The organism is Paenibacillus sp. FSL P2-0173 (genome assembly GCF_038008045.1).
GTDB lineage: Bacteria > Bacillota > Bacilli > Paenibacillales > Paenibacillaceae > Paenibacillus > Paenibacillus polymyxa_B.
In genome coordinates this window covers 1,258,242-1,279,571 of the sequence record NZ_JBBOYK010000001.1, presented here as the reverse complement: position 1 = coordinate 1,279,571, position 21,330 = coordinate 1,258,242, and the positions used below count along the sequence as shown (strand labels likewise).

Genomic DNA, 21,330 nt, shown 5'->3' with positions numbered 1-21,330 from the left:
TTTGCATGAAAGCTTTTAATCCAAATGTATTTATTGAATTAAAAAGGGTGTGTCATATTCCAACGGGAATCATGGCACACCCTTTTTAACATACCGTATTACGCAGACATAGTGCCTTCTTAGAATGAAGCCCCCAGCATAATTACTGGGGGCTTTCATTTTAATTTTTACTTCCTCTACCGTAAAACCGTTCGAGGATGAGGCACGTAGTTAGCGTAGCAACGCATTTGAATCTGTAGAAGCGAGGCCTGCACCTTTGTCCCAGATTCCACCATACTATTCAAATTCCAAACGAATCAGGGGGTAACAGCGATCGTAAAATCAAATGATTCGTGAAGCGGCCTCACGTACATATCCTGCCAACTCCATCATCACACGCTTTTTACCACACTTTCCTCTGTGTACATCTTCAGTGCTCGATCCAATCGGTCAACCGCTTTAGGAAGCAGGGAAGGATCCGTATGCGTGAAGTTGATCCGCATGTGGTTGCTGCCACTTAGGTCAGCATAGAAGACTTGTCCGGGGACAAATGCGACTCCTTCCTGAATTGCGAGTTGCAGCAACCGATCAGAACGGAAGCCCTCGGGTAGGGTAACCCACATAAACATACCGCCAAGTGCATCATTCCAGGTGATTCCTTCCCATTGACGTTCTTTCATCAGCGATGTGAGACGTAGCATACGAGTGTAGTACTCGGCGGACACGGTACGAATATGTCCGTCCAAGTCAAAAAAGTCCAATAACTCATTCAAAGCACGTTGATCAATACTGCTGGAGTGCAGATCGGCAGATTGTTTGGCATTGGCGACCTTAACGACAATTGCTTGATTAGCTACCAGCCAACCAGAGCGAACACCAGGAGCAACGGTTTTAGAGAATGTAGAAGTGTACATCACATGACCGTCTCCACCTAGCTGTTGATCAATTGAGAAAAGGGATGGAAAGTTAAGGTTTTCGTCAAATTTAAGACGTCCGTAAGGATCATCTTCAAAAATCAAAGTGCCGTATTTACGGCATAGTTCAACAACGCCCGTTCTGCGTTCCATACTCCAAACACTTCCTGCTGGGTTGGAGAAGGTGGGGATGACATACACGAATTTAGGCTGATGTTTTTTGATCTTGGCTTCAAGATCTTCTAATCGCATACCGTTAGAGTCTGTATCTACACTTACAATGTTGGCACCATAGGAATTAAATACCTGAAGAGCTGCCAAATAAGTAGGGGACTCCACCAATACAGTATCCTGCGGATCGAGCAACACACGCGAAACCAGATCAATGGTCTGCTGTGAGCCCGTCGTCATGATGATATTATCTCTGGTGACGGAGATGCCTTGGGATGACATGATTGCTGCAAGACGTTCCCGTAGAGGAATGTAGCCCTCGGTTAGGCCGTATTGAAGAGCGGTAGTACCGCCGAGACGAAATACCCGCTCATAGGCTTTAGCAACAGCTTCGATGGGGAAAAAGGCATCGGCCGGAAGGCCGCCTGCCAGAGATAATACATCTGTTCCCTGTGTCAGCTTTAAAATGTCCCTTACCATGGACGAGCCCTGAGTACGAGCCATACCCGAAAATTTGTGTTCCAATCCAATCATCTCCTGTGTTCTATACTGTACTATGAAATTTGTTGTATTATATCGATAATGAAGTATAACAGTAAACGTCTAAATGTAACAGTTGATTTTTGGAGGGGACGGTTCCGATGCATATTGATCTCAGCCGCAATAGCAGTGTCAAATTATATTTACAGATTGCCAAAACATTAGCAGATCGCATCCAGTCTGGATTGCTGCCTCAGGGCACAAAGCTTCCCTCTGTCCGTCATTTGTCCAGTCTGCTTGCGGTAAGTCCCGTAACTGTAAGCAAGGCGTATGCTGAGCTGGAGTCTATTCATTTGGTTACCTGTACACAGGGAAAAGGTTGCTATGTAGCGGAGCCTTCGGTAGCTGTTCAACGTGAGGGAGCGCAGGATTTGTCATGGCAAATGTCGCTGATCGATTATTTGCCGCGCGCACAGTTATGGAGAAACTTTAACCATAGCAGACAGTTTCCTTATTCTTTTCATATAGCAGCAATTCAACCGGAGCTTCTTCCTACACGCGAAATCATCGCTGATACTCAACGTCTATCCTCTGGAAATCCCGATGCAATGGCAGCATACGGGACTTTTGAAGGTGATTTAGCGCTGAGGGAAGTGTTTGCAGATCACCTGAACGAACGCGGTATATGCACAGTGGCAGAACAGCTGCTCGTGACTAGTGGTGCCCAACAGGGCATTGACTTGGTGGCACGGACCTTTGTTGGTTCTGGTGATGTTGTCTACATGGAGGCTCCTACATATACCGGGGCCATTGATGTGTTTACCAGTCGTGGTGCCAAAGTAATTATGATTCCGATGGATGAGCAGGGCATGAGGATTGATATCCTCACACGTCTCTGTGACACTCATCCCCCAAAACTAATCTACACGATACCCACCTTTCATAATCCTACCGGAGTAACTTTAACGATGGCCAGACGCACACAATTACTGGATCTAGCTCAAAGTTATCATTGCCTCATTGTTGAGGATGATCCATTTTCCGACCTATACTATAAAACAAAGCCGCCACTCTCTATCAAGGCGCATGATCAGTCCGGACATGTGATATATATCAAAAGCTTTAGCAAAACCGTTGCTCCCGGCTGCCGTATAGCTTGTGTAGCGGCCACTGGCAGTGTAATGGATCGTTTGGTGGCTGCCAAGTCTACTACGGATTTGGGGAGCCCTCTATTAACGCAAAAAGCGCTATTGCCCTTTATCAAGAACCGACTTGATCAGCATCTTGTTAGGTTGCGGGAACAAATGCGGGATCGGTTGACAGTCGCGTTGCATACGCTCCAGCGCTATGCTCCGCCAGAGGTCAGCTGGTATGCCCCCGAAGGCGGCTTAAATGTGTGGATTAAGCTTCCTCCTAATGTTGATATTCCAGAATTGGAGCGGCTGGCTGACCGAGAAGGAGTTTCCTTTTTACCTGGTGCAGTATGCTATGCAGGTGGTATGGACAGTAATCATATCCGTATTTCTTTTTCGTATGCGGACAAGGAAACACTTAAAACAGGTCTTCACAAACTGTGCCGTTTGTTGGGCGAACTGCTTGATCATTCGGTCATTGTTGAACGGAAGCCTATTTTATAAGGGATATTTGTATTAGGGGGTAAACATCCAAGCACAGCACCCGCCTTCATAATATGCTGTACTAATTCACCGAAAGGAGTTGCACATTATGAGTCATTGCCCTTACGACCCGATCGTGTGCCCGCCGATCCAATTTGTAAATCATCAATTTTTTCCACAAGTCGTGCCTGTGGTTCATCCGATTGAAATTGTTAATCAGACGCACATTGTACCTGTACCTCATCACGTATTTCCGGTGAGTATAAAGGACCCTGGAGAACCTTGCTGTCATACTCGCAGCCATGGCAAGCGTCCTGTTCGCAGTAGTTCCAAGCGTTAATAAAGCCCAAAAAAGCAGCCATGGAGCAACATGGCTGCTTTTTTCCAATAAGGAATCTTACGTTTCCAGTTTCTTTAATATTGATTTTAACTTGTCACTTAAATGCTGTGGATAGAATTGCAAAGGAACATATGGACGTTGTGCTGCTTTCAACGCTTTATACACGTCAATTTGACCATATCCGAAATATTTGTCATGCCCGGGTGTGCCCAAGTCAATTACGCTGCTTCTCATTAAATCCATAACCTCTTTGTTGGTCAGATCGGGGTTAATGGATCGAATCAGTGCAGCAAGCGCTGATACATGGGGACTGGCCATTGAAGTACCCGACAGTGCAGCATATTGGTTCCCTGGGTACGTACTGGCAATACTTGCACCTGGAGCCATGACGTCTACATAATCTCCATAGTTAGAAAAGGATGCACGGTGCATAGAAGAATCTGTAGCGGAAACGGCAAATACTTCAGGATACGCTGCTGGATAGCCAGGTCGTTCCGTATTGTCATTACCTGTAGCTGCAACTAATACGACATCTTTATCATAGGCGTATTTGATTGCATCATGCAAAAATTCAGCTTGTGCGTAATTGCCCAGACTCAAATTGATGACCTTGGCCCCATGATCAGCTGCCCATATAATACCTTCTGCAACCGAGTAAGTCGTACCGGAGCCGGATTGGTCAAGTACCTTAATCGGCATGACTTTGTTGTACCATGTCATGCCAGCGACCCCCTCACCATTATTCACGAGGGCAGAAATGATGCCAGCGACGTGCGTTCCGTGACCGACGTCATCATAAGGCTTTTCAGACGGATTTACCACGTTATGACCTGAAAGGATTTGACCTTTTAGGTCGGGGTGATCCAAATCTACTCCCGTATCTACGACAGCGACAATTACGTCCTTGCTGCCTTTGCTTAATTTCCAACCCCGGTTGGTTTCAGTAGCCGGCAGATTCCATTGATAGCGGGAAAAGAGCAAATCATTGGGGATTGAGCTGTCCGCTTTGATGGGTGTTTTCTCATTGGTTAGATACATATAGTGAGGCTCAGTATAAAGCGGGTTCCACTTTCTTGAAAAATATTGCTTTAGTTCCTTGAAATTCATCTTATCCGAATGAAATACATAGGTATAACCAAGCTTGCGACCTGGCTCACAGTGTAAATCTGCTGCAATTTCCTGCAGTTGTCGTGAATCAGGATTGTGACGGAAGCGAACGACAATTTCGTTTTCGAAATAATGGCTTGCATTTTCGTTGTCATGGCCCGTCTTGACAGTAATATCGTGCAATGTGTCGGGATGTACGGATTCGATTTTGTAGCTGCCTTCTTTTGGATAGGGAATCAAACGCAAATTCTTCCGCTGATGCTTCTCCACGTCACGCAATACTTGCTGACTGACCAGGGCAGCAACGCCGCATGTTCCGTCAGCCGATGGTTCTGCCATGACAAAATATTTACCGCCTTCAGCCTGAAATGCAGCAGATTCGTAGGATTTATTTTGCATGACGGAACGGCGAGCCGCAGCCAAGCTGCTTTTGATTTGAGGATGACTGAGCAGACGAGTTTGTGCTTTGCTGCCCGTATAGGTGCTCGTGTTCCCGTCGCGTGTGTGAATCCACAGTAACGTATGAAGATGACTGTGCGATTGCTGCAGTGTGCGAGTAAACTGTCTTTTCTGATCAGCAGTTTTACCATCAAGCTCCCGCATCACGTATTGAATATCCTGCCTTGCATCCATGCGTGTGAGGGTATCCGTAGCGGACAGGTCCAAAGCCAACATTCCTTTTTTGAGCTGCTTCTCTTGCTGTGGCACCATCTTGGCCGTATATTCGGGCTGTGGTGTAGGGCGATGATCACGGGAAGGCAGCATCAGTGTGATGAGAAGCACCCCGGCAGCTGCTCCTAGCAGGGGTTTTAACCATTTTCGCCGAGACATGGGACCGTCCTCCTTGAGTATTCATAAATTTATGGTTTAGCGTGAGGAGGTTGGCATGTTTTTATACCTTTCAATGCTCATTTGTGGTAGGATAAATACTGAAAATTACAGCTCTTTCGGTTAGAAGGGACTATTTTCGGGTAACCAAATTGATGAACAAGCAACAAATAAGGGGGAGCTGCCTTGATGTCAGCAGTCAACGTACAAAAATTATGTGAGTCGGCGCAGGAGAGACTGAAAACTGCCGTGAAACGGGTGGAAACATTCCTCAATGAGCATGCTCTGCCGCAACTGGCTACAGATGGCAATGAGGAGTCCGTACTTTTTTACAAAGGCTTTTTGTCGGATCTCCGTCATGTCCTTGTTTTTTCCGAAGTATCTTATGAAAAGCTGGGTGTGGCTTTACGCCGTGCCAATTTTGACGTCGATTTTGCGGAAAAGGCATTGTATAACGTTTACCATGACTGCGTGAACAGCTTTTTTTATCCCAAAAATGAATCTTACGCAGAGGATGGACGCTATGCGTATACGGGACAAGATGCTATCCGCTTCCGTAAAACGCCAGTGCCAGCCGCTCGCGAAGTGATCATGGACATTACGAAAAATTTTGAAGAATTGCGTGATGATCTGACTTATTATGAAAGTGACTATTTGACTCAGCGCCGGATGCAGACTCGACGTACTCATGCCTAAAGCATTCAACGGGGAAGATCATTTCTAATCAAAAACTAAAACAAGACAAGCAAGCCGTTTTCTACTTGCTTCCTGCCATTTTGGAGGAGGTGAAGGAAGCGGCTTTTTTCGTATGTCACCAACTGCCATATACCATGAACGCATAGGTGCAGGGTAGCGGGGGGACAATGAATCCGAGGTGATGATCATGAGCCAAGAGGCCAAGCCAATCGTTAAGTGTAGCGTAGCCAATTGCCATTATTGGGGAGAAAACAACTTGTGCAAGGCAGATTTGATCATGATTGAAGTTGATGGTCATGCCGGAAAGAAATTTAAAGAAGAATATGCGGGGGAAAGCTTCAGTTCAGAAGAACGTGATAAGGCTGCCACGTCAGCCGCAACCTGTTGCCACACTTTTAAGCCGAAGTCCGTGTGAATTTTATTACGCGATTCATTTCGCATTTGGAGGTGCAGTTTATTATGGAAGATCATGAAAACGACAAGCATCAGAATGAAGAGCATGTTAGCCGCAAACGTGTAGATTACCCCCGTCACATTCATGAACGATCTGCCAAGCGCCGTAATGATCGTGAAGAATATGCAGCAGAGGTTGCTCCCGGCTCAGTTGTGACTCGACATGAGGTCAAAGGTGAAGAGCAGATTATAAACAATAGTGGTCGTATTTCTGGCTATATTGGTCTGGCTGCAGGAATTGCCTCATTGTTTATGTGGTCAATTGTGCTGGGGCCTATTGCTGCAGTTTTAGGTTTTTTTGCTTATGTGAATGGCAGCAAAACGACCGGCATTTGGTCGATTGGTCTTGGGGCGCTGGCAACATTGAGTTATTTTGCTTTTATCCCGTTCGTTCGTTGACCCTACTGGAGGAAAAAGCTCAGTTTTCTTTTGTATATCCGAGAAAAATCATCTTAGTGATATAATTACATTAAAGCTGATCTATAAAGCTCCGCTGTCTTTTCGACAGAAACGGAGCTTTTTTTCATTAAAAGGTATGGAAGTACATAGTAAAAAGTTGTATCATAGCAGTAATGACAAGCTATTTGGGATACAACAACTATAGAAAGTTGGGAACACCACATGCAAATTGATCCGCGCGTGTCCAAGTCCATGTTAGACATGCAGCTGTTAAATAATATGAGTGCTACAACCCAGACGGGTACAACGGACGCTTTTTCCGGATTACTGGAACAAGTAGGTCAGTTGGAAACAGATGGTGCTGTGACTCGAGAAAATTCAAGTGATGTTACCAGAGACGAAAACGGTTTACTATGGCTTCAATTGGGACCTTCCAGGGGAACGGCTTCGTCACTGTATCCCGCTCCTTCCAGTACAGCAACAGACGGACCCACAACACCTACAGCATATGATGATTTGATTAACGAGGCTAGTCAGAAATACGGCATTCCAGTAGCGTTGATTAAAGCAGTTATTGATACGGAATCTTCATTCAATCCGTCGGTCACTTCTTCGGCCGGAGCCAAAGGGCTTATGCAGCTTATGGATGCTACGGCTCAAGGTCTGGGAGTCAGTGACCCATATGATCCTGTTCAAAATATTGATGCAGGTGTTCGTTATTTGTCTTACCAGATTAAACGGTTTAACGGACAAGAAAATATGGCGCTGGCTGCATATAATGCAGGCCCCGGACGGGTGCAGCGGCTTGGTGTAAATAGTGATGAACAGTTAATGGCTGTACTGGACAAGCTTCCGCTGGAAACGCAAAGATATATTACCAAAATTCAAAATGCACGTGAAAAATATACGATCTAAGCCCTATAGCTTATAACGAAAAAAAGTGCGTAATTTCAATTAGATTAGGTCCGCAGACAGGATCAATATGGGGAAAGCGTGTCGCTATAATGTAGCAGCCTTTCCCTGTTTTGGTCTTTTTTTGTTGCAGTAGTTATAGGGCGGAAAAGGGGAGTGCAATGAAATATTTTGATTATGCCGCGACAACTCCACCTTTTGAAGAGGTGATTACAACAGTTGCCGAGGTCATGAGACGCCACTATGGGAATCCATCTTCAATGCATCGGTATGGAGAGGACGCGGATAAGTTGCTTAAGCGTTCGCGCGAAGTATGTGCTGCGGCTTTGGGAGTGTATCCATCAGAGATTGTCTTCACATCCGGAGCAACGGAAAGCAACAATCTTGCTATTAAGGGAGCAGCTTTGCAGTATCAGACCAGAGGCAAGCATATTGTTACTGTATCAACAGAGCACCCGTCTGTGTACGAAGCTTGCAGACAACTGACAAATCTGGGCTTTGAGGTTACATTTTTACCTGTCGATGCGGAAGGGCATGTGAGCGCCGAACAGGTTTGTGCCGCTGTCCGTAAAGATACGATTTTAGTCAGTATTATGCATGTCAATAATGAGACGGGAAGGGTGCAACCGTTGCATGATATCGGAGCTGCGCTCAAGAAACAGTTCCCCCGTGTGCTATTTCATATTGACGGTGTACAGGGGTTTGGAAAGCTACCGGTTGATATCCGGGGCTGGCAGGCTGATCTGTACAGCCTCTCTGCGCATAAGCTGCGTGGACCCAAAGGTGCTGGACTACTATTCGTTCGGGAAGGTGTGGAGCTTTTCCCACTGCATAGTGGCGGCTCTCAGGAGCAGGGTTTTCGTGCAGGTACGGAAAATGTACCGCTGCTAGTCGGTATGTCTAAGGCGGTACGGTTGGCGGGCGAACGGCAAGTAGAGACAGCACGCCGTATGACCGAGTGGAGAGAACGGGTGGTCTCAGAAGTGAAGACAATCCGTCAACTGCGGCTGAACAGCGGGGAAGAAGCGCCGCATATTGTCCACTTTTCGTATCCGGGCATGAAGGCCGAGGTAATGCTGCATACGCTGGAGCAATTGGGTGTGGTAGTATCCACCAAATCGGCTTGCTCTTCGAAATTGGCTGAACCCAGTCGGGTGCTGCTGGCGATGGGATGCAATGAGGCGGAAGCGTCTGGCGGCATTCGTATCAGCTTCGGTGATGAGCATTCGGAACAGGATATCGATGAGCTTATACTTGCACTGCGACAGGCTGTAGCCAAGCTGGAATCCCTTGAAAGGTGGAAACGTTAAAATGCACTATGATATGTTGTTACTTCGCTTCGGTGAATTTACATTAAAAGGGAAGAATCGGACTCGTTTTGAAAAGGCAGTACTGAATCACGTGAAGCTGCTACTCAAACCGTTTCCCGGTGCTTCTTTGCGGAAGGAATTTGGACGGATTTATGTGGTTCTCGGAGGAGAGCCTTATGAACAGATCATTCAAGTGTTACAAAAAGTGTTTGGCATCACGACAATAAGTCCTGTCAAAATGGCTCCTGTCGAGCTTGGTGCTATAATTGAGACCGCTGTAGCTTTGATGCGTGAGCTGAATGTGGACGAGGGAACGACTTTCAAGGTAAATGCCCGCAGAGTGTGGAAGGAATTTGCCCATTCTTCACAAGAGATGAACCATTTAATTGGTTCTCCTATTTTGCGAGAGTTTCAAGCGTTGAGGGTCGATGTACATCGACCAGATATTGAGTTACGTGTGGAGGTTAGAGAGCAGGCGGCCTATATATTCAGCGATGTTATTATGGCTGTAGGGGGCTTTCCGTTAGGAACGAACGGTAAAGCTATGCTGCTGCTGTCTGGTGGAATTGATAGCCCGGTAGCAGGGTGGTCTTCCATGCGTAGAGGATTGGAAATTGAATGTGTGCATTTTTATAGCTATCCGTTTACAAGTGAGCGTGCGAAAGAAAAGGTCATTGAATTGGCAAGGGTCTTAGCAGGCTATGCGGGTCGGATTAAAATCCACCTTGTGCCGTTTACAGAGGTGCAGACGGCCTTTACGCGCACTGGACAGGATAATCTGATTATTACGTTAATGAGACGGTCTATGTTACGAATTGCAACGATGCTGGCTGAGCGTGAAGGAGCACTGGCACTCGTGACGGGCGACAGTCTGGGGCAAGTCGCTAGTCAAACGTTATCCAGCATGAATGTGATTGGCCGTTCGACAGAATTACCATTGCTGCGACCTCTCGTAATGATGGATAAGCAGGAGATCACGGAAATCGCAAAGCAAATTGGCACCTACGATCTATCCATCCTTCCATATGAGGATTGCTGCACATTGTTTGTTCCCAAATCCCCAACCACCAATCCGAATTTGTGGGTTGTTCAAAAGATTGAAGCCTCTATTCGGGATTTAAATGCCTTGATTGAACAGGCTGTGGCTGAAACGGAGACACTTGTCCTGGAGACAGGTGGAGCTATAGAGGGGCGTAAAGAGGAAGTTATACAGGAAGATTGGTTTTAAAATAAAAAAGCAGACCCACCAGCTAATTTGGGTCTGCCTTTTTATTTTAGTTAAAACAGTTTTTGAATCATTTTAGACGGCTTTTTCTCGACTGGATACTGCTCTGCGATTTTGAAGATATCCTGTGAGCAAAATACCAGCCATAACTGCGGCAATAAACAAGATACGCAGCGCAGGGTGCTCGGTAAAATAGGGTTCCAGCTTACGTTCTTCAGTAATCATATTAGAGGCTGTATAACCAAGAACAGCCGATCCCAAATAGATAATCCAGGGAAATTTATTGATCAGTTTGATAAAAAGAGTGCTACCCCATACAACGATCGGTACGCTAATTAACAGGCCAAGCACTACAAGTAGCAAATGCTGCTGGGCCGCGCCAGCAACCGCAATCACGTTGTCCAGACCCATAGCCGCATCGGCTACAACAATCGTGCGGATAGCACCCCATAACGTTGTTCCCGCTTTGACTTCGGTATGGTCCTCCTGGTCTACGAGTAACTTATACGCGATCCAGACTAACATGACACCCCCGATGAGTAACAACCACGGTACTTGAAGCAACCAGAGTACCACAATGGTGGCTGCTATGCGAATGAGCAGGGCACCACCGGTACCGTACAGTATCGCTTTTTTTTGCGTGGCAGGAGGCAGCTTTCTGGCGGCAAGTCCAATTACAATCGCATTATCTCCTGCGAGCAGAAGATCAATAAATATCACATTAAGCAGTAGCCAAAAGAACTGAAGTCCGGACATATCAATCGTTCTCATCTCCCTGATTAAACATCCTAAAATCATTGTATGTTGTTTATTTTAATACCCGTTTTTCGGAAATACGATTCATTATATTGCTGTTTGTTATTGATTTCAAGGTCTTTACTCAACAAATTTGACATCAATTTTTAATAAATGATGACTTATTTGACAAGGCTTATAAGCATAGCCTCGTCCTATTTCGCATACAAGTAGGATGGGGGTGTTTGTACACATGGAGCATATCATTTTGCTGTTGAAAATATTAATGATTAATTTGGTATTAAGCGGTGATAATGCAGTTGTTATAGCCATGGCGAGCAAAAACTTGCCTGCAAGGCAGCGGAGTCAAGCTATATGGTGGGGGGCAGTCGGTGCAGTCCTCCTGCGCTGTGTTTTGACTTTTGTAGCTGTCATTTTGCTGGGCATACCCTTTATTCAGGCGGCAGGCGGTCTACTTCTGTTATGGATTGCGTTTAAGCTGCTTTATGAGAATGAGGATCATGTGGGAGTCAGAGCAGAAACAACCATATGGAAGGCTATACAGGTGATTCTGGTAGCGGACTTTGTGATGAGTCTAGATAACGTATTAGCTATTGCAGCCCTAGCAGATGGGGATATCGCCATTATCGTCATTGGTATTGCAATTAGCATTCCGATTGTCGTCTGGGGCAGCAACGTGATTGCGATCTGGCTTCATCGGTTCCCTGTACTTGTTTTGCTTGGATCTGCAATCCTGGCTTTTACGGCAGGAGAAATGCTACTCCGTGATCCCCGATTGGGTGTGTGGTTAGCAGGTGCGGGGGAGCTAATACATGCATGGTTACCGGGACTTTTGGCCGCAGCAGTTGTCATTGTAGGAATATATCGTCAGTTACGAGCTCGCCATATTTGAACGTAGTTTTTTTGGAAAACATCGGCTAAAATATACTTAAAAACAATCACATTAAAAGACCTAAAAACAAATTCAGCAAACAAAGGAGACCACGATGAATTCCGGAAAAGAGCGTATGATCGGAGTGGGCATTGTTGCCGTAGGACTGATTATTTTGTTGGGGAAACTGGGGACGTTCTCCTTCTTGGGACGAAACTTTTGGCCTTTGCTGTTTTTAATACCTGGAATCGTACTGCATGCAATGTACATGAAGCGTAAAGTTTCACCCTTTATGTTGCTGCCGGCAGGGATTTTGTCGGTTTATGGCTTCTTATTTTTGCTCTGCAATATTTGGGGCTGGCATTTAATGGCCTATTTATGGCCTTTGCTACTTCTAGGTGTGGCGATTGGATTATGGCAGTACGCCATTAATGATATTTCGCTTTCTCGTAATGTTTATACAGGGGGCGTGATATTGGGGTTGATATCGGTGTTTTTATTGGTCATTACCCTGCTAAGAACGGGCATCATATATGTTATTGCAGTTTTACTGATCGGAGCTGGAACCTGGTTGGTCCTAAACAACCGTGGCAAACGCAAAAGGTAAAACGACAAGCTGTGAGATTTTATGGCGGTAAATTACGGAACAGGCAATAATGTCTTGCTTTATGACATATTTCAACTATAATATAATGGATATGATAAGAGCGTCGGAGATTTCTGACGCTTATTTTAAGGTTTTCACGCGAATCGGAGAGAGAAGCTGTCTGTACAAAGCCTGAAACATATAGAAGGCTGGCAGGGAGTGGGCCTAAAGAACGATTGTTAGCCTTGAATCAGCACTGCTTCAGGATAGAGACACTATTTTGATATACGGAAAGGATATGGATACAAACCATGCATGCAAGAGAAAACATTCGCAATATTGCGATTATTGCCCACGTCGACCACGGAAAAACGACGCTTGTCGACAAGCTGCTTCAACAGTCCGGAACATTTAGAGAACACGAGGCTGTTCAGGAGCGCGCCATGGACTCCAACGATCTGGAGCGTGAACGCGGTATTACGATTTTGGCTAAAAATACAGCAATCACTTACAAAGATTACCTGATTAACATTGTAGATACACCGGGACACGCCGACTTTGGTGGCGAAGTGGAACGGATTATGAAAATGGTTGACGGTGTTTTGCTCGTCGTTGATGCTTACGAAGGTTGCATGCCGCAAACGAAATTCGTACTGCGTAAAGCGCTGGAACAAAATCTGACGCCTATCGTTGTAGTGAACAAAATTGACCGTCCGGCAGCTCGTCCGGCAGAAGTCATTGACGAAGTATTGGATTTGTTCATTGAGCTGGGTGCGAATGATGAGCAATTGGAATTCCCTGTTGTGTACGCTTCGGCGCTGAATGGAACATCCAGCATGGATGCTGAAAAGCAAGACGATAACATGCAAGCATTGTACGAAACAGTTGTAGAGCACATTCCGGCTCCAACTGAGAAAGTAGATGAGCCTCTTCAATTCCTCGTAACACTGATGGACTATAACGAATACCTTGGCCGAATTGCAGTAGGTCGTGTAAACCGCGGTATCATCAAGCAGGGGCAAGCAGTCACAGTTATGCAGCGTGATGGTAGCAGTAAATCAGCGCGTATTGAGAAGCTGTTCGGCTTCCAAGGTCTGAAACGTATTGAAACTGACCAAGCGGGCGCTGGTGACATTGTGGCGATTGCGGGAATTAAAGATATCAACATCGGTGAAACCATTGCCGATCCAAATCATCCTGAAGCATTGCCTGTACTGAAGATTGATGAGCCAACGCTGCAAATGACCTTCCTGGTTAACAACAGCCCATTCGCAGGTCGCGATGGTAAGTGGGTAACATCCCGTAAATTGCGTGAGCGTCTTCTGAAAGAACTCGAAACGGATGTCAGCTTACGTGTTGATGAAACTGATAGCCCGGACGCCTTTATTGTATCCGGACGTGGTGAGTTGCATCTGGGTATCCTGATTGAAAACATGCGTCGTGAAGGTTACGAACTGCAAGTGTCCAAACCGGAAGTTATCGTCAAGGAAATTGATGGTAAGAAAATGGAACCAATCGAACGTCTCCTCATTGATATTCCGGAAGAAAGCATGGGCGCGGTTATGGAAAGTTTGGGCTCCCGTAAAGCCGAAATGGTTAACATGATTAATAACGGCACCGGACAGGTTCGCTTGGAATTCCTGATCCCTGCACGTGGTCTGATCGGTTACACTACAAACTTCCTGACTTTGACTCGTGGTTACGGCGTAATGAACCATGCGTTTGACAGCTATGGACCATTTGTTGGCGGTCAAGTAGGTGGACGTCATCAGGGTGTTCTCGTGTCAACGGAAAACGGCAGTTCTACATTTTATGGTATGCTGGGCGTAGAAGATCGCGGTATTTTGTTCCTGGAGCCAGGTACTGAAATCTATGAGGGCATGATCGTTGGGGAGCACACACGTGATAACGACATCGTCGTTAACATTTGTAAAGAAAAACAATTGACAAACGTTCGTTCAGCAACAAAAGACGATACAGTTAAACTGAAAACACCTGTTATCTTCTCTCTGGAGCAGGCGCTCGAATATCTGAATGATGATGAGTATTGCGAAATTACACCTAATGCCATCCGTTTGCGTAAAAAGATCTTGAACAAAGGTGAACGCGAGCGTGCGGAGAAACAACGTAAAACAGCACAAGCAAATACGTAATTGATTGGATTGGTCTTTGGCCACAGCGGCGACGCCCGGGAACGGGATGCGCCGCTGTATGTGTTTTAGGATTGTAAACTTGGAGAAAGCGATATTTCTCAAAACGCAGGAAAAGGTGTTGAAGCATGAGTAATCTTTCGAACGGATTGCCTCCCCGGACACAAAGCGGGAAAAAATCCGCCAAACCGAAAAAAACGAAAAAGAAAAAAAGCTTTTTCAGATCGTTTATGAAGTTTGTCTTGTTTTTGCTCATTATAGGTATTTTGGCAGTAGGTGGTTATACCTACTATATTTACAATCAGGTAGAGGAAGTTTTGGATACGGGGATCAACAAGGAAGTACCCAAAACACAATTGGCTGAAGCTAAGCCTTTGACTATCTTATTGCTGGGAACCGATTACCGCCCTGATCATCCGACTTATTTGTCAGACGTTATTATGGTAGCTACATTAAACCCCAATACCAAATCGTCTACCATCGTGTCTTTACCGCGCGATACGCGTCTAGAAATGGATGGATATAAACCACGCAAGTTGAATGAGTATTATCCGGTGTTTAAGGCTAGAGAGAAAGAATCTGGTGAAGTTGCTGAAGAACAAATGAAGAAGATGATCGGCAAATATTTAAACATTGATATCGATTATGTGACGGTTATTAACTTCCAGGGCTTTAGAGATGTAGTAGATAATTTGGGTGGCGTAGATGTGACGGTTGATAAAAACATGTGTTATCGTGACCGTGCAGATGGTACCGATATTAACCTGACAGCCGGAGCCAAGCATTTGAACGGTGATCAGGCTCTTGATTTTGTTCGCTACCGCAAATCGAATTGTCGTCCAAGAACAGCTGAATCTGACGATTTTGATCGCAATCGTCGACAAAATCAGGTGCTTCATTCCCTAATTGACCAAATGCAATCCTTTAACGCTTTGACCAAGTTTAGCGCAATTATTAAATCGGTTGATAAGAATATGATGACAGATATCGAGTCACAGCAAATGAAAAATATCGTACAAACCTATTGGAATATTTCCAAGCAAAATGTGAAATACAATCCGGTGGCAGGAACGTGGCGTAGCCCGTATGTGTACATTGATGAGCAACAGCTCGATTTGGCCAAACAAGCGCTACAAGAGGAATTAGCTAAAAAAGCAAGCGACACTACTGCAGCTTCTTCCAATTCCTGAGTATGTATCTTTCTCCTCTCTTATGTTATACTCGCAGCGAGTAAAGCTCTTATATAACATAAGGGGGTTGAGGTATGTCTAAAGTTATAGTGAACCAAGTCTAGGTCCAGTGAGCAATCACTGGGCCTTTTGTGTCTAATTTTAAAAATGTACAGGCTCAGAGCTATCTTCACTACAACTTTTCGTTGCTTTATCTGCTTTGGGGTTCTTTTTTCAGGGAATCAGCAAGTATTGGGTACCCGGTGAATAGGTATAGGTATGAAACACGAGATTGTCCACGCCGCTTTGGAGGGGATTTAATGAAGAAAATTTTTGTGCTGGATACGAATGTGCTGCTGCATGATCCGAAAGCCATTTTTACCTTCAAAGAACATGAAGTTGTCATTCCAGCTGTTGTTCTGGAAGAAATCGACTCCAAAAAACGCAACGCGGATGAGATTGGACGGAATGCCCGCAATGTATCGCGATTGTTGGACGGGTTAAGAGAAGTAGGTCATCTGCACAGTGGCGTTGCACTTCCCCAAGGTGGGAGGCTTAAGGTTGAGTTAAACCACCGAAGTTTTTTGAAAGTTCAGGAGATGTTCGGGGAGGTTTCGAACGATAACCGGATTTTGGCGGTCGCCTTGAATTATCATCTGGAAGAGCAGGAGCAGCCTGAACCACGTTCGGTCGTTTTGGTCAGTAAAGACGTGCTGGTCAGGATCAAGGCAGATGTACTGGGACTGCTGACCGAAGACTACCTCTCCGATAGAACAGGCGATCTAAGTGAGCTATATCCCGGATACTCGGCAATACAGGTGCACCCGTCCATCATAGATGAATTTTACTCTAACCGTTTTTTACCAATCAAGCCACTGGAACTACCTTATACGCTGTATCCGCATGAATTTGTTATTCTGAAAGATGAAATGGGAACTGGAAAATCAGCTTTGCTGAAAGTGAATCAGGAGGCAGAGCGATTAGAGCCGCTGTACTTAAGTAACGAATCGGTGTGGGGAATCAGCGCGCGTAATGCTCAACAGCGGATGGCATTGGAGCTTTTGCTTAATGACGATATCCCCCTCGTGACCATTACAGGAAAAGCGGGTACGGGCAAAACGCTGCTGGCGCTGGCGGCAGGTTTACTTAAGGTAGAGGATGAACATCGCTTCAAGAAACTGCTGATTGCTCGGCCTGTTGTTCCTATGGGTAAGGATATTGGTTATTTACCGGGAGAAAAGGATGAAAAGCTTCGCCCGTGGATGCAACCCATCTACGACAATCTAGAGTATCTGTTTGATGCCAAAAAATCAGGTGATATCGACAAAATTTTGATGGGCTTGGGCAGTATTCAGGTGGAGGCACTTACTTATATTCGCGGGCGTTCGATACCTGGGCAATTTATTATAGTCGATGAGGCGCAAAACTTATCCCGACATGAGATCAAAACGATTGTGTCCCGGGTGGGTGAGGGGAGCAAGATCATTTTGATGGGAGATCCAGAGCAGATTGATCACCCTTATCTGGATGCAGCCAGTAACGGTCTAACCTATGTGGTGGAGCGGTTTAAGCAAGAAGGGATTAGCGGGCATATTATGTTGGAAAAAGGAGAACGCTCCAAGCTCGCGCAGTTGGCAGCCGATCTACTATAAAATCCCTACCGTTATTACAATAATAGAGACCTCGGGAATCTCCCGGGGTCTCTTGTTTTATACACGTAAAAATTCAGAACAATGAAAGGTGAGCAAAATTTTACTTAAAGTTTAATTCGAGCTTAACTTCAAGCATTCCTGCTAAAGTGCGTACTTCTGTGGCTTTGACATATGAAATAAGCTGCTGTGGGTAGAAACCCAGATCAAAATCCTTTTCCAGCTTGTTGCGGGTCGTATCAGGTAGCTCCAGACCATTAAATACCAATCGATCCACATGAAATAAAATTGCATTTTTCGGCTCATTCTCTAGCGTGTAGTGACCTTCTACCCTTAATTTCATCGTTCCCTGCTGACCTTCTACCACAATTCGATCCTGCGCAAATGTAAAGTTGAAGTGATTAAACAATTCATTTTCTGACTTTAAAAAACGGTTAAAGTCCTCTTCACGAATGCTTATCGTAATGACTTTTCCATTTGTAACCATGGCACCTTGTTGTTGTTGAATGAATTGTGGTAAATTCTGCATAGCTTGAGCTAATGCTTTAAAGTGCTTATTTACCTCGTAGACACCTACATTCTCCCAATAAGCTGTCATTTCGCCAATTAGCTTGCGTAGGGTATCCGGGTCATTACTGGCGTTAACGCCGTCATTTACACGCGACTGAAGCAGAGCAATGCGTTTACGTTGTGCCAGTAAGTTTGTTTTGACAGTCTCCAGTTCCATTGAGGCTTGGGTGACTTGTTGTTCTGTTTTTCGCATAGATTGATAATTGGATTCATATTCTTGAAGCACATCCTGATCGTGATTAATCAATAATAAGTAGTAATCGTACAGAGAGAGAAGTTGCCTTATACTTTTCGCCCCTAGCACCACACTCAACAGTTTGTCCCTTTCCCCCATATAATAAGATCGCAGCACAGAACCTGCACGCTTCCGTTGTATGGTCATTTGCTCTTGCTGAACGGTGAGATTACTTCGCAGTTCCTGCTGACGCTGCAAAAGGGTATGCTGCTCCTGACTGATTCGCTCAATTTCATGGTCTATCTCTACAATCGACAGGCTATCTTGTAAAATCTGACTTTCTTCATGGGAGGGAGCGGCCAGGGTAGGACGTACATATATGAAAGTTAGCAACATAATGGTGGTCAGCAGGGTGCTGATTGTGATTTTTATTCGTTTGTTCATTTGGTTTCCCCTTTTATGTATTCCCGAAAAAAACTAATGGTAATGTATATGATCCTTTCTGTTTCTTTAACCATTCATTTTATTGTACAGCAGTCTGAGCATGCTTGAAACCCGAAACTGTTTACGTTCACGTATGAGTTCTTGCAGAAATGGAAATACAATTTAGTATCAAATAGATTCTATGAACTCTACGAGAGGCATAGGAATGAATAAACAGCTTTTATACCCTATTCAAATACCGGCAAGATCGGTTCATGAAGACGGTTATTTCAGGATGTTGTTAGGAGGGCTAGAGGCATGACTGCAATAAGACAAGATGCATGGAGTGTGGAAGATGACTTGATATTGGCGGAGGTGACATTGCGGCATATCCGTGAAGGTGGAACGCAGCTCGCTGCGTTTGAGGAGGTTGGACAAAAAATAGGAAGAACCTCTGCAGCATGTGGGTTTCGTTGGAATAGCTGCGTGCGCAAACGTTACGATGAAGCGATTAGTATTGCCAAAGCACAGCGCCAGAAGCGCAGTTATATCCGTAAGCAGAACCCGGTGGGTGTATCACAGGTTGCGGCTTTTGCCTCGCTTGATACAGTCGAAGGTGGATACAGAACGGATGGTGCGAGTGAGGATACATTATCTATTGATGCAGTAATTCGCTTCTTGCGCCAATGGAAGGGATCCGTCCAGGAAACGAATCGGCAGATTAAGATGCTGGAGAAAGATTTACGGGAAAAGGAAGAAGAATTGAATCAGCTTCGCTCCATTAATGACCGGCTGTCCAAAGAAGTGAATGATGTACAAACCGACTATCGTGTTGTGAATGATGATTATAAAGCTCTGATTCAGATTATGGACCGAGCTCGGCGCTTGGCTTTAATCACTGAAGATGAGGAAGAGCTTAAATCCAGATTCAAAATGGACGCCAATGGGAATCTGGAGCGCATTGAGTAACAAGATTACTTCTGCAATATTGAAATAAAACGTCAACTAGCGCTTTGCCGTAGTTGGCGTTTTTTGTATTTCTTTAGAGTGCATATGATATAGTAGAAAAAAAGATGGAAGCGAGACGATACAAAGGTGATTGATATTATTGGAGCGGGTTCGCTGGGATTGTTGTTTGCCGGGAGGTTGTCTGCTTCGGGTACAAAAGTAAGGCTGTGGACGCGTACACTTGAGCAGGCACGCGTCATTGCTCGTGAAGGGATTACTGTGTTTGATAAGGAGGGACAGACGGCAGTACATGTTTCCGGGGATAAATTGAAGGTAGCGCCATTGGCAGATTGGCAACGGTTAAATTCACAGGCTCCAGCACGATGGATAATGCTTATGACCAAACAGGGGGCGATTGAGGAAGTATTAGAACAGATCCAGCCTGCAGCTCAAATGGATAGAGATACAGGAATTGTTTGCTTGCAGAATGGAATCGGCCATATAGAACGCATTAGACAGGCTTGGCCTGAAGCTGTGGTATACCCTGCTGTGACGACTGAAGGAGCCAAGAGGCAGGGAGTAGCATCTATTGTACATGCAGGATCGGGTGTTACTGAAATTGGTAGTTCGGAGGAAGGGGAGGAGGCGAAGAACAATAATTTTAATCAATGTGTGCTAAATCGGCTGCTTGCAGCAGGATTTGACGTTTGCTTGTCGAAAGAAATCGAGAACGGTATGTATCGCAAGTTGTTGATCAATGCTGTGATCAATCCGCTGACAGCGGTATGGCGAGTTCGTAATGGCGAGCTGCTTTCGGACCCTATTCGAATACATATGATGCGCAGGCTGTACGATGAAGGCATTCAAGTGTATGAAGCTCATGGTATCCACTGGGAAAACGCATGGTGGGAGCAAATTATGAATGTATGCCGGGCAACGGCAGAAAATCACTCGTCCATGCTAGCTGATGTACTTGCACAGTCCATGACGGAAGTTGCTTCAATTAACGGACAACTGGTGCAGATGGCAGATCGGGCTGGAGTTACTGCACCAACTCATGAGGTATTGTGGCAATTAATTGAAGGCATGCGGCTAAAAGAGGGGTGATCAGTTGAGTCTTATACAAGGTACTATTATCACTTTCAGTATTCTTCCCTTTTTTCCGTTTTTGATCGTGTTTGCGGTTTGTCGCTACATTCTTAAAATGGAAAAAAAGAAATCGTTACTTACTTCTATGGATATTACCACGTTTTTTCTGATATTTTCCGTCGCAGCACTCTTTAACGTCATTTTTACATCTCGATTCGGTTTTTATTTGATTCTACTGCTCCTATTACTGGCCTTGGGTTTAATTGGAGGAGCTCAAAATCGAATAAAAGGGAAGGTTGATGGTAAAAGATTATGTAGAGCGGTCTGGAGATTAACTTTTATAGCGATGACATTGGCGTATATTTTGTTGACTGTTGTTGGTATATTTAAGAATATATTCAACATCATGTGATATAAGGTGACATGAAAAGGTGAAAAAATATGAATTAATCATGTTTTTTTGAAAAAAAAGCTCAATTTGAAGAAATGTAATGTAGATTTTTTTGACCGCTGG

The 21,330-nt window shown here is 45.0% G+C and carries 20 protein-coding genes; 16 read left to right on the top strand and 4 right to left on the bottom strand.

The window, feature by feature from the left end; translation table 11 throughout:
- Positions 1-371: 371 nt before the first annotated feature.
- Positions 372-1,589, bottom strand: coding sequence for an aminotransferase-like domain-containing protein (locus MKX30_RS05625; protein ID WP_023989474.1), 1,218 nt, complete (start codon positions 1,587-1,589; stop codon positions 372-374).
- Positions 1,590-1,705: 116 nt separating this feature from the next.
- Between MKX30_RS05625 and pdxR the strand changes: the two genes are divergently transcribed.
- Complete coding sequence (gene pdxR / locus MKX30_RS05620) at positions 1,706-3,181, top strand: MocR-like pyridoxine biosynthesis transcription factor PdxR (protein ID WP_053325778.1); 1,476 nt, start codon at positions 1,706-1,708, stop codon at positions 3,179-3,181.
- Between the two features lie 88 nt (positions 3,182-3,269).
- On the top strand, positions 3,270-3,500 hold the full coding sequence (locus MKX30_RS05615; protein ID WP_071558470.1) for a hypothetical protein: 231 nt from the start codon (positions 3,270-3,272) through the stop codon (positions 3,498-3,500).
- 57 nt (positions 3,501-3,557) lie between these two features.
- Here MKX30_RS05615 and MKX30_RS05610 read toward each other — a convergent pair whose 3' ends face one another.
- The gene (locus MKX30_RS05610; protein WP_075154459.1) at positions 3,558-5,438 is read right to left on the bottom strand and encodes a S8 family peptidase; all 1,881 of its coding nucleotides are present in this window, start codon (positions 5,436-5,438) and stop codon (positions 3,558-3,560) included.
- 186 nt (positions 5,439-5,624) lie between these two features.
- Here MKX30_RS05610 and MKX30_RS05605 point away from each other — a divergent pair, with 186 nt between their 5' ends.
- The 6 genes from MKX30_RS05605 (at position 5,625) to thiI (ending at position 10,433) form a co-directional block, all read left to right on the top strand.
- Positions 5,625-6,131 (top strand): YpuI family protein, encoded by a 507-nt coding sequence (locus tag MKX30_RS05605; RefSeq protein ID WP_023989471.1) that lies wholly within the window; start codon positions 5,625-5,627, stop codon positions 6,129-6,131.
- Between the two features lie 187 nt (positions 6,132-6,318).
- The gene (locus MKX30_RS05600) at positions 6,319-6,546 is read left to right on the top strand and encodes a DUF1540 domain-containing protein (protein WP_013311120.1); all 228 of its coding nucleotides are present in this window, start codon (positions 6,319-6,321) and stop codon (positions 6,544-6,546) included.
- 44 nt (positions 6,547-6,590) lie between these two features.
- Positions 6,591-6,983: a hypothetical protein gene (locus MKX30_RS05595; protein WP_071558472.1), complete on the top strand. Its 393-nt coding sequence runs from the start codon at positions 6,591-6,593 to the stop codon at positions 6,981-6,983.
- A 222-nt stretch (positions 6,984-7,205) separates the two neighbouring features.
- Positions 7,206-7,898 (top strand): lytic transglycosylase domain-containing protein, encoded by a 693-nt coding sequence (locus MKX30_RS05590; RefSeq protein WP_023989469.1) that lies wholly within the window; start codon positions 7,206-7,208, stop codon positions 7,896-7,898.
- Positions 7,899-8,056: 158 nt separating this feature from the next.
- The gene (locus MKX30_RS05585) at positions 8,057-9,205 is read left to right on the top strand and encodes a cysteine desulfurase family protein (RefSeq protein WP_075154458.1); all 1,149 of its coding nucleotides are present in this window, start codon (positions 8,057-8,059) and stop codon (positions 9,203-9,205) included.
- 1 nt (position 9,206) lies between these two features.
- Complete coding sequence (gene thiI, locus MKX30_RS05580; RefSeq protein ID WP_075154457.1) at positions 9,207-10,433, top strand: tRNA uracil 4-sulfurtransferase ThiI; 1,227 nt, start codon at positions 9,207-9,209, stop codon at positions 10,431-10,433.
- 72 nt (positions 10,434-10,505) lie between these two features.
- On the opposite strand, the gene MKX30_RS05575 is transcribed toward thiI, so the two are convergent.
- Entirely contained in the window at positions 10,506-11,201 is a 696-nt protein-coding gene (locus MKX30_RS05575; RefSeq protein WP_025722107.1) for a TerC family protein, read from the bottom strand.
- 217 nt (positions 11,202-11,418) lie between these two features.
- On the opposite strand from MKX30_RS05575, the gene MKX30_RS05570 reads away from it, so the two are divergent.
- The 5 genes from MKX30_RS05570 to MKX30_RS05550 all read left to right on the top strand — a co-directional run bounded on the left by MKX30_RS05570 (position 11,419) and on the right by MKX30_RS05550 (position 17,614).
- Entirely contained in the window at positions 11,419-12,078 is a 660-nt protein-coding gene (locus MKX30_RS05570) for a TerC family protein (protein WP_023989465.1), read from the top strand.
- Positions 12,079-12,172: 94 nt separating this feature from the next.
- Complete coding sequence (locus MKX30_RS05565; protein ID WP_023989464.1) at positions 12,173-12,664, top strand: LiaF transmembrane domain-containing protein; 492 nt, start codon at positions 12,173-12,175, stop codon at positions 12,662-12,664.
- A 290-nt stretch (positions 12,665-12,954) separates the two neighbouring features.
- A complete protein-coding gene (gene typA / locus MKX30_RS05560; RefSeq protein WP_013311112.1) occupies positions 12,955-14,796 on the top strand; it encodes a translational GTPase TypA in 1,842 nt (613 codons plus the stop codon).
- A 125-nt stretch (positions 14,797-14,921) separates the two neighbouring features.
- Entirely contained in the window at positions 14,922-15,983 is a 1,062-nt protein-coding gene (locus tag MKX30_RS05555) for an LCP family protein (RefSeq protein ID WP_023989463.1), read from the top strand.
- A gap of 299 nt (positions 15,984-16,282) precedes the next feature.
- The gene (locus tag MKX30_RS05550; protein ID WP_339200521.1) at positions 16,283-17,614 is read left to right on the top strand and encodes a PhoH family protein; all 1,332 of its coding nucleotides are present in this window, start codon (positions 16,283-16,285) and stop codon (positions 17,612-17,614) included.
- A 100-nt stretch (positions 17,615-17,714) separates the two neighbouring features.
- On the opposite strand, the gene MKX30_RS05545 is transcribed toward MKX30_RS05550, so the two are convergent.
- A complete protein-coding gene (locus tag MKX30_RS05545) occupies positions 17,715-18,800 on the bottom strand; it encodes a hypothetical protein (protein WP_068942352.1) in 1,086 nt (361 codons plus the stop codon).
- 297 nt (positions 18,801-19,097) lie between these two features.
- Here MKX30_RS05545 and MKX30_RS05540 point away from each other — a divergent pair, with 297 nt between their 5' ends.
- The 3 genes from MKX30_RS05540 to MKX30_RS05530 all read left to right on the top strand — a co-directional run bounded on the left by MKX30_RS05540 (position 19,098) and on the right by MKX30_RS05530 (position 21,228).
- Complete coding sequence (locus MKX30_RS05540; RefSeq protein ID WP_013311108.1) at positions 19,098-19,748, top strand: RsfA family transcriptional regulator; 651 nt, start codon at positions 19,098-19,100, stop codon at positions 19,746-19,748.
- A gap of 126 nt (positions 19,749-19,874) precedes the next feature.
- Positions 19,875-20,834, top strand: a complete 960-nt coding sequence (locus tag MKX30_RS05535; RefSeq protein WP_023989460.1) for a ketopantoate reductase family protein — start codon at positions 19,875-19,877, stop codon at positions 20,832-20,834.
- A 4-nt stretch (positions 20,835-20,838) separates the two neighbouring features.
- Positions 20,839-21,228, top strand: a complete 390-nt coding sequence (locus tag MKX30_RS05530; RefSeq protein WP_013311106.1) for a DUF3397 domain-containing protein — start codon at positions 20,839-20,841, stop codon at positions 21,226-21,228.
- The last annotated feature ends 102 nt before the right edge of the window (positions 21,229-21,330 follow it).

What these genes read in the sequence shown, in the direction of transcription:
- MKX30_RS05595 (WP_071558472.1), top strand. Translation starts at nt 6,591, where the DNA reads ATGGAAGATCATGAAAACGACAAGCATCAGAATGAAGAGCATGTTAGC.
- MKX30_RS05585 (WP_075154458.1), top strand. Translation starts at nt 8,057, where the DNA reads ATGAAATATTTTGATTATGCCGCGACAACTCCACCTTTTGAAGAGGTG.
- MKX30_RS05605 (WP_023989471.1), top strand. Translation starts at nt 5,625, where the DNA reads ATGTCAGCAGTCAACGTACAAAAATTATGTGAGTCGGCGCAGGAGAGA.
- thiI (WP_075154457.1), top strand. Translation starts at nt 9,207, where the DNA reads ATGCACTATGATATGTTGTTACTTCGCTTCGGTGAATTTACATTAAAA.
- MKX30_RS05555 (WP_023989463.1), top strand. Translation starts at nt 14,922, where the DNA reads ATGAGTAATCTTTCGAACGGATTGCCTCCCCGGACACAAAGCGGGAAA.
- MKX30_RS05610 (WP_075154459.1), bottom strand. Translation starts at nt 5,438, where the DNA reads ATGTCTCGGCGAAAATGGTTAAAACCCCTGCTAGGAGCAGCTGCCGGG.
- MKX30_RS05545 (WP_068942352.1), bottom strand. Translation starts at nt 18,800, where the DNA reads ATGAACAAACGAATAAAAATCACAATCAGCACCCTGCTGACCACCATT.
- typA (WP_013311112.1), top strand. Translation starts at nt 12,955, where the DNA reads ATGCATGCAAGAGAAAACATTCGCAATATTGCGATTATTGCCCACGTC.
- MKX30_RS05570 (WP_023989465.1), top strand. Translation starts at nt 11,419, where the DNA reads ATGGAGCATATCATTTTGCTGTTGAAAATATTAATGATTAATTTGGTA.
- MKX30_RS05590 (WP_023989469.1), top strand. Translation starts at nt 7,206, where the DNA reads ATGCAAATTGATCCGCGCGTGTCCAAGTCCATGTTAGACATGCAGCTG.
- MKX30_RS05615 (WP_071558470.1), top strand. Translation starts at nt 3,270, where the DNA reads ATGAGTCATTGCCCTTACGACCCGATCGTGTGCCCGCCGATCCAATTT.
- MKX30_RS05575 (WP_025722107.1), bottom strand. Translation starts at nt 11,201, where the DNA reads ATGAGAACGATTGATATGTCCGGACTTCAGTTCTTTTGGCTACTGCTT.
- MKX30_RS05550 (WP_339200521.1), top strand. Translation starts at nt 16,283, where the DNA reads ATGAAGAAAATTTTTGTGCTGGATACGAATGTGCTGCTGCATGATCCG.
- MKX30_RS05565 (WP_023989464.1), top strand. Translation starts at nt 12,173, where the DNA reads ATGAATTCCGGAAAAGAGCGTATGATCGGAGTGGGCATTGTTGCCGTA.
- pdxR (WP_053325778.1), top strand. Translation starts at nt 1,706, where the DNA reads ATGCATATTGATCTCAGCCGCAATAGCAGTGTCAAATTATATTTACAG.
- MKX30_RS05600 (WP_013311120.1), top strand. Translation starts at nt 6,319, where the DNA reads ATGAGCCAAGAGGCCAAGCCAATCGTTAAGTGTAGCGTAGCCAATTGC.
- MKX30_RS05540 (WP_013311108.1), top strand. Translation starts at nt 19,098, where the DNA reads ATGACTGCAATAAGACAAGATGCATGGAGTGTGGAAGATGACTTGATA.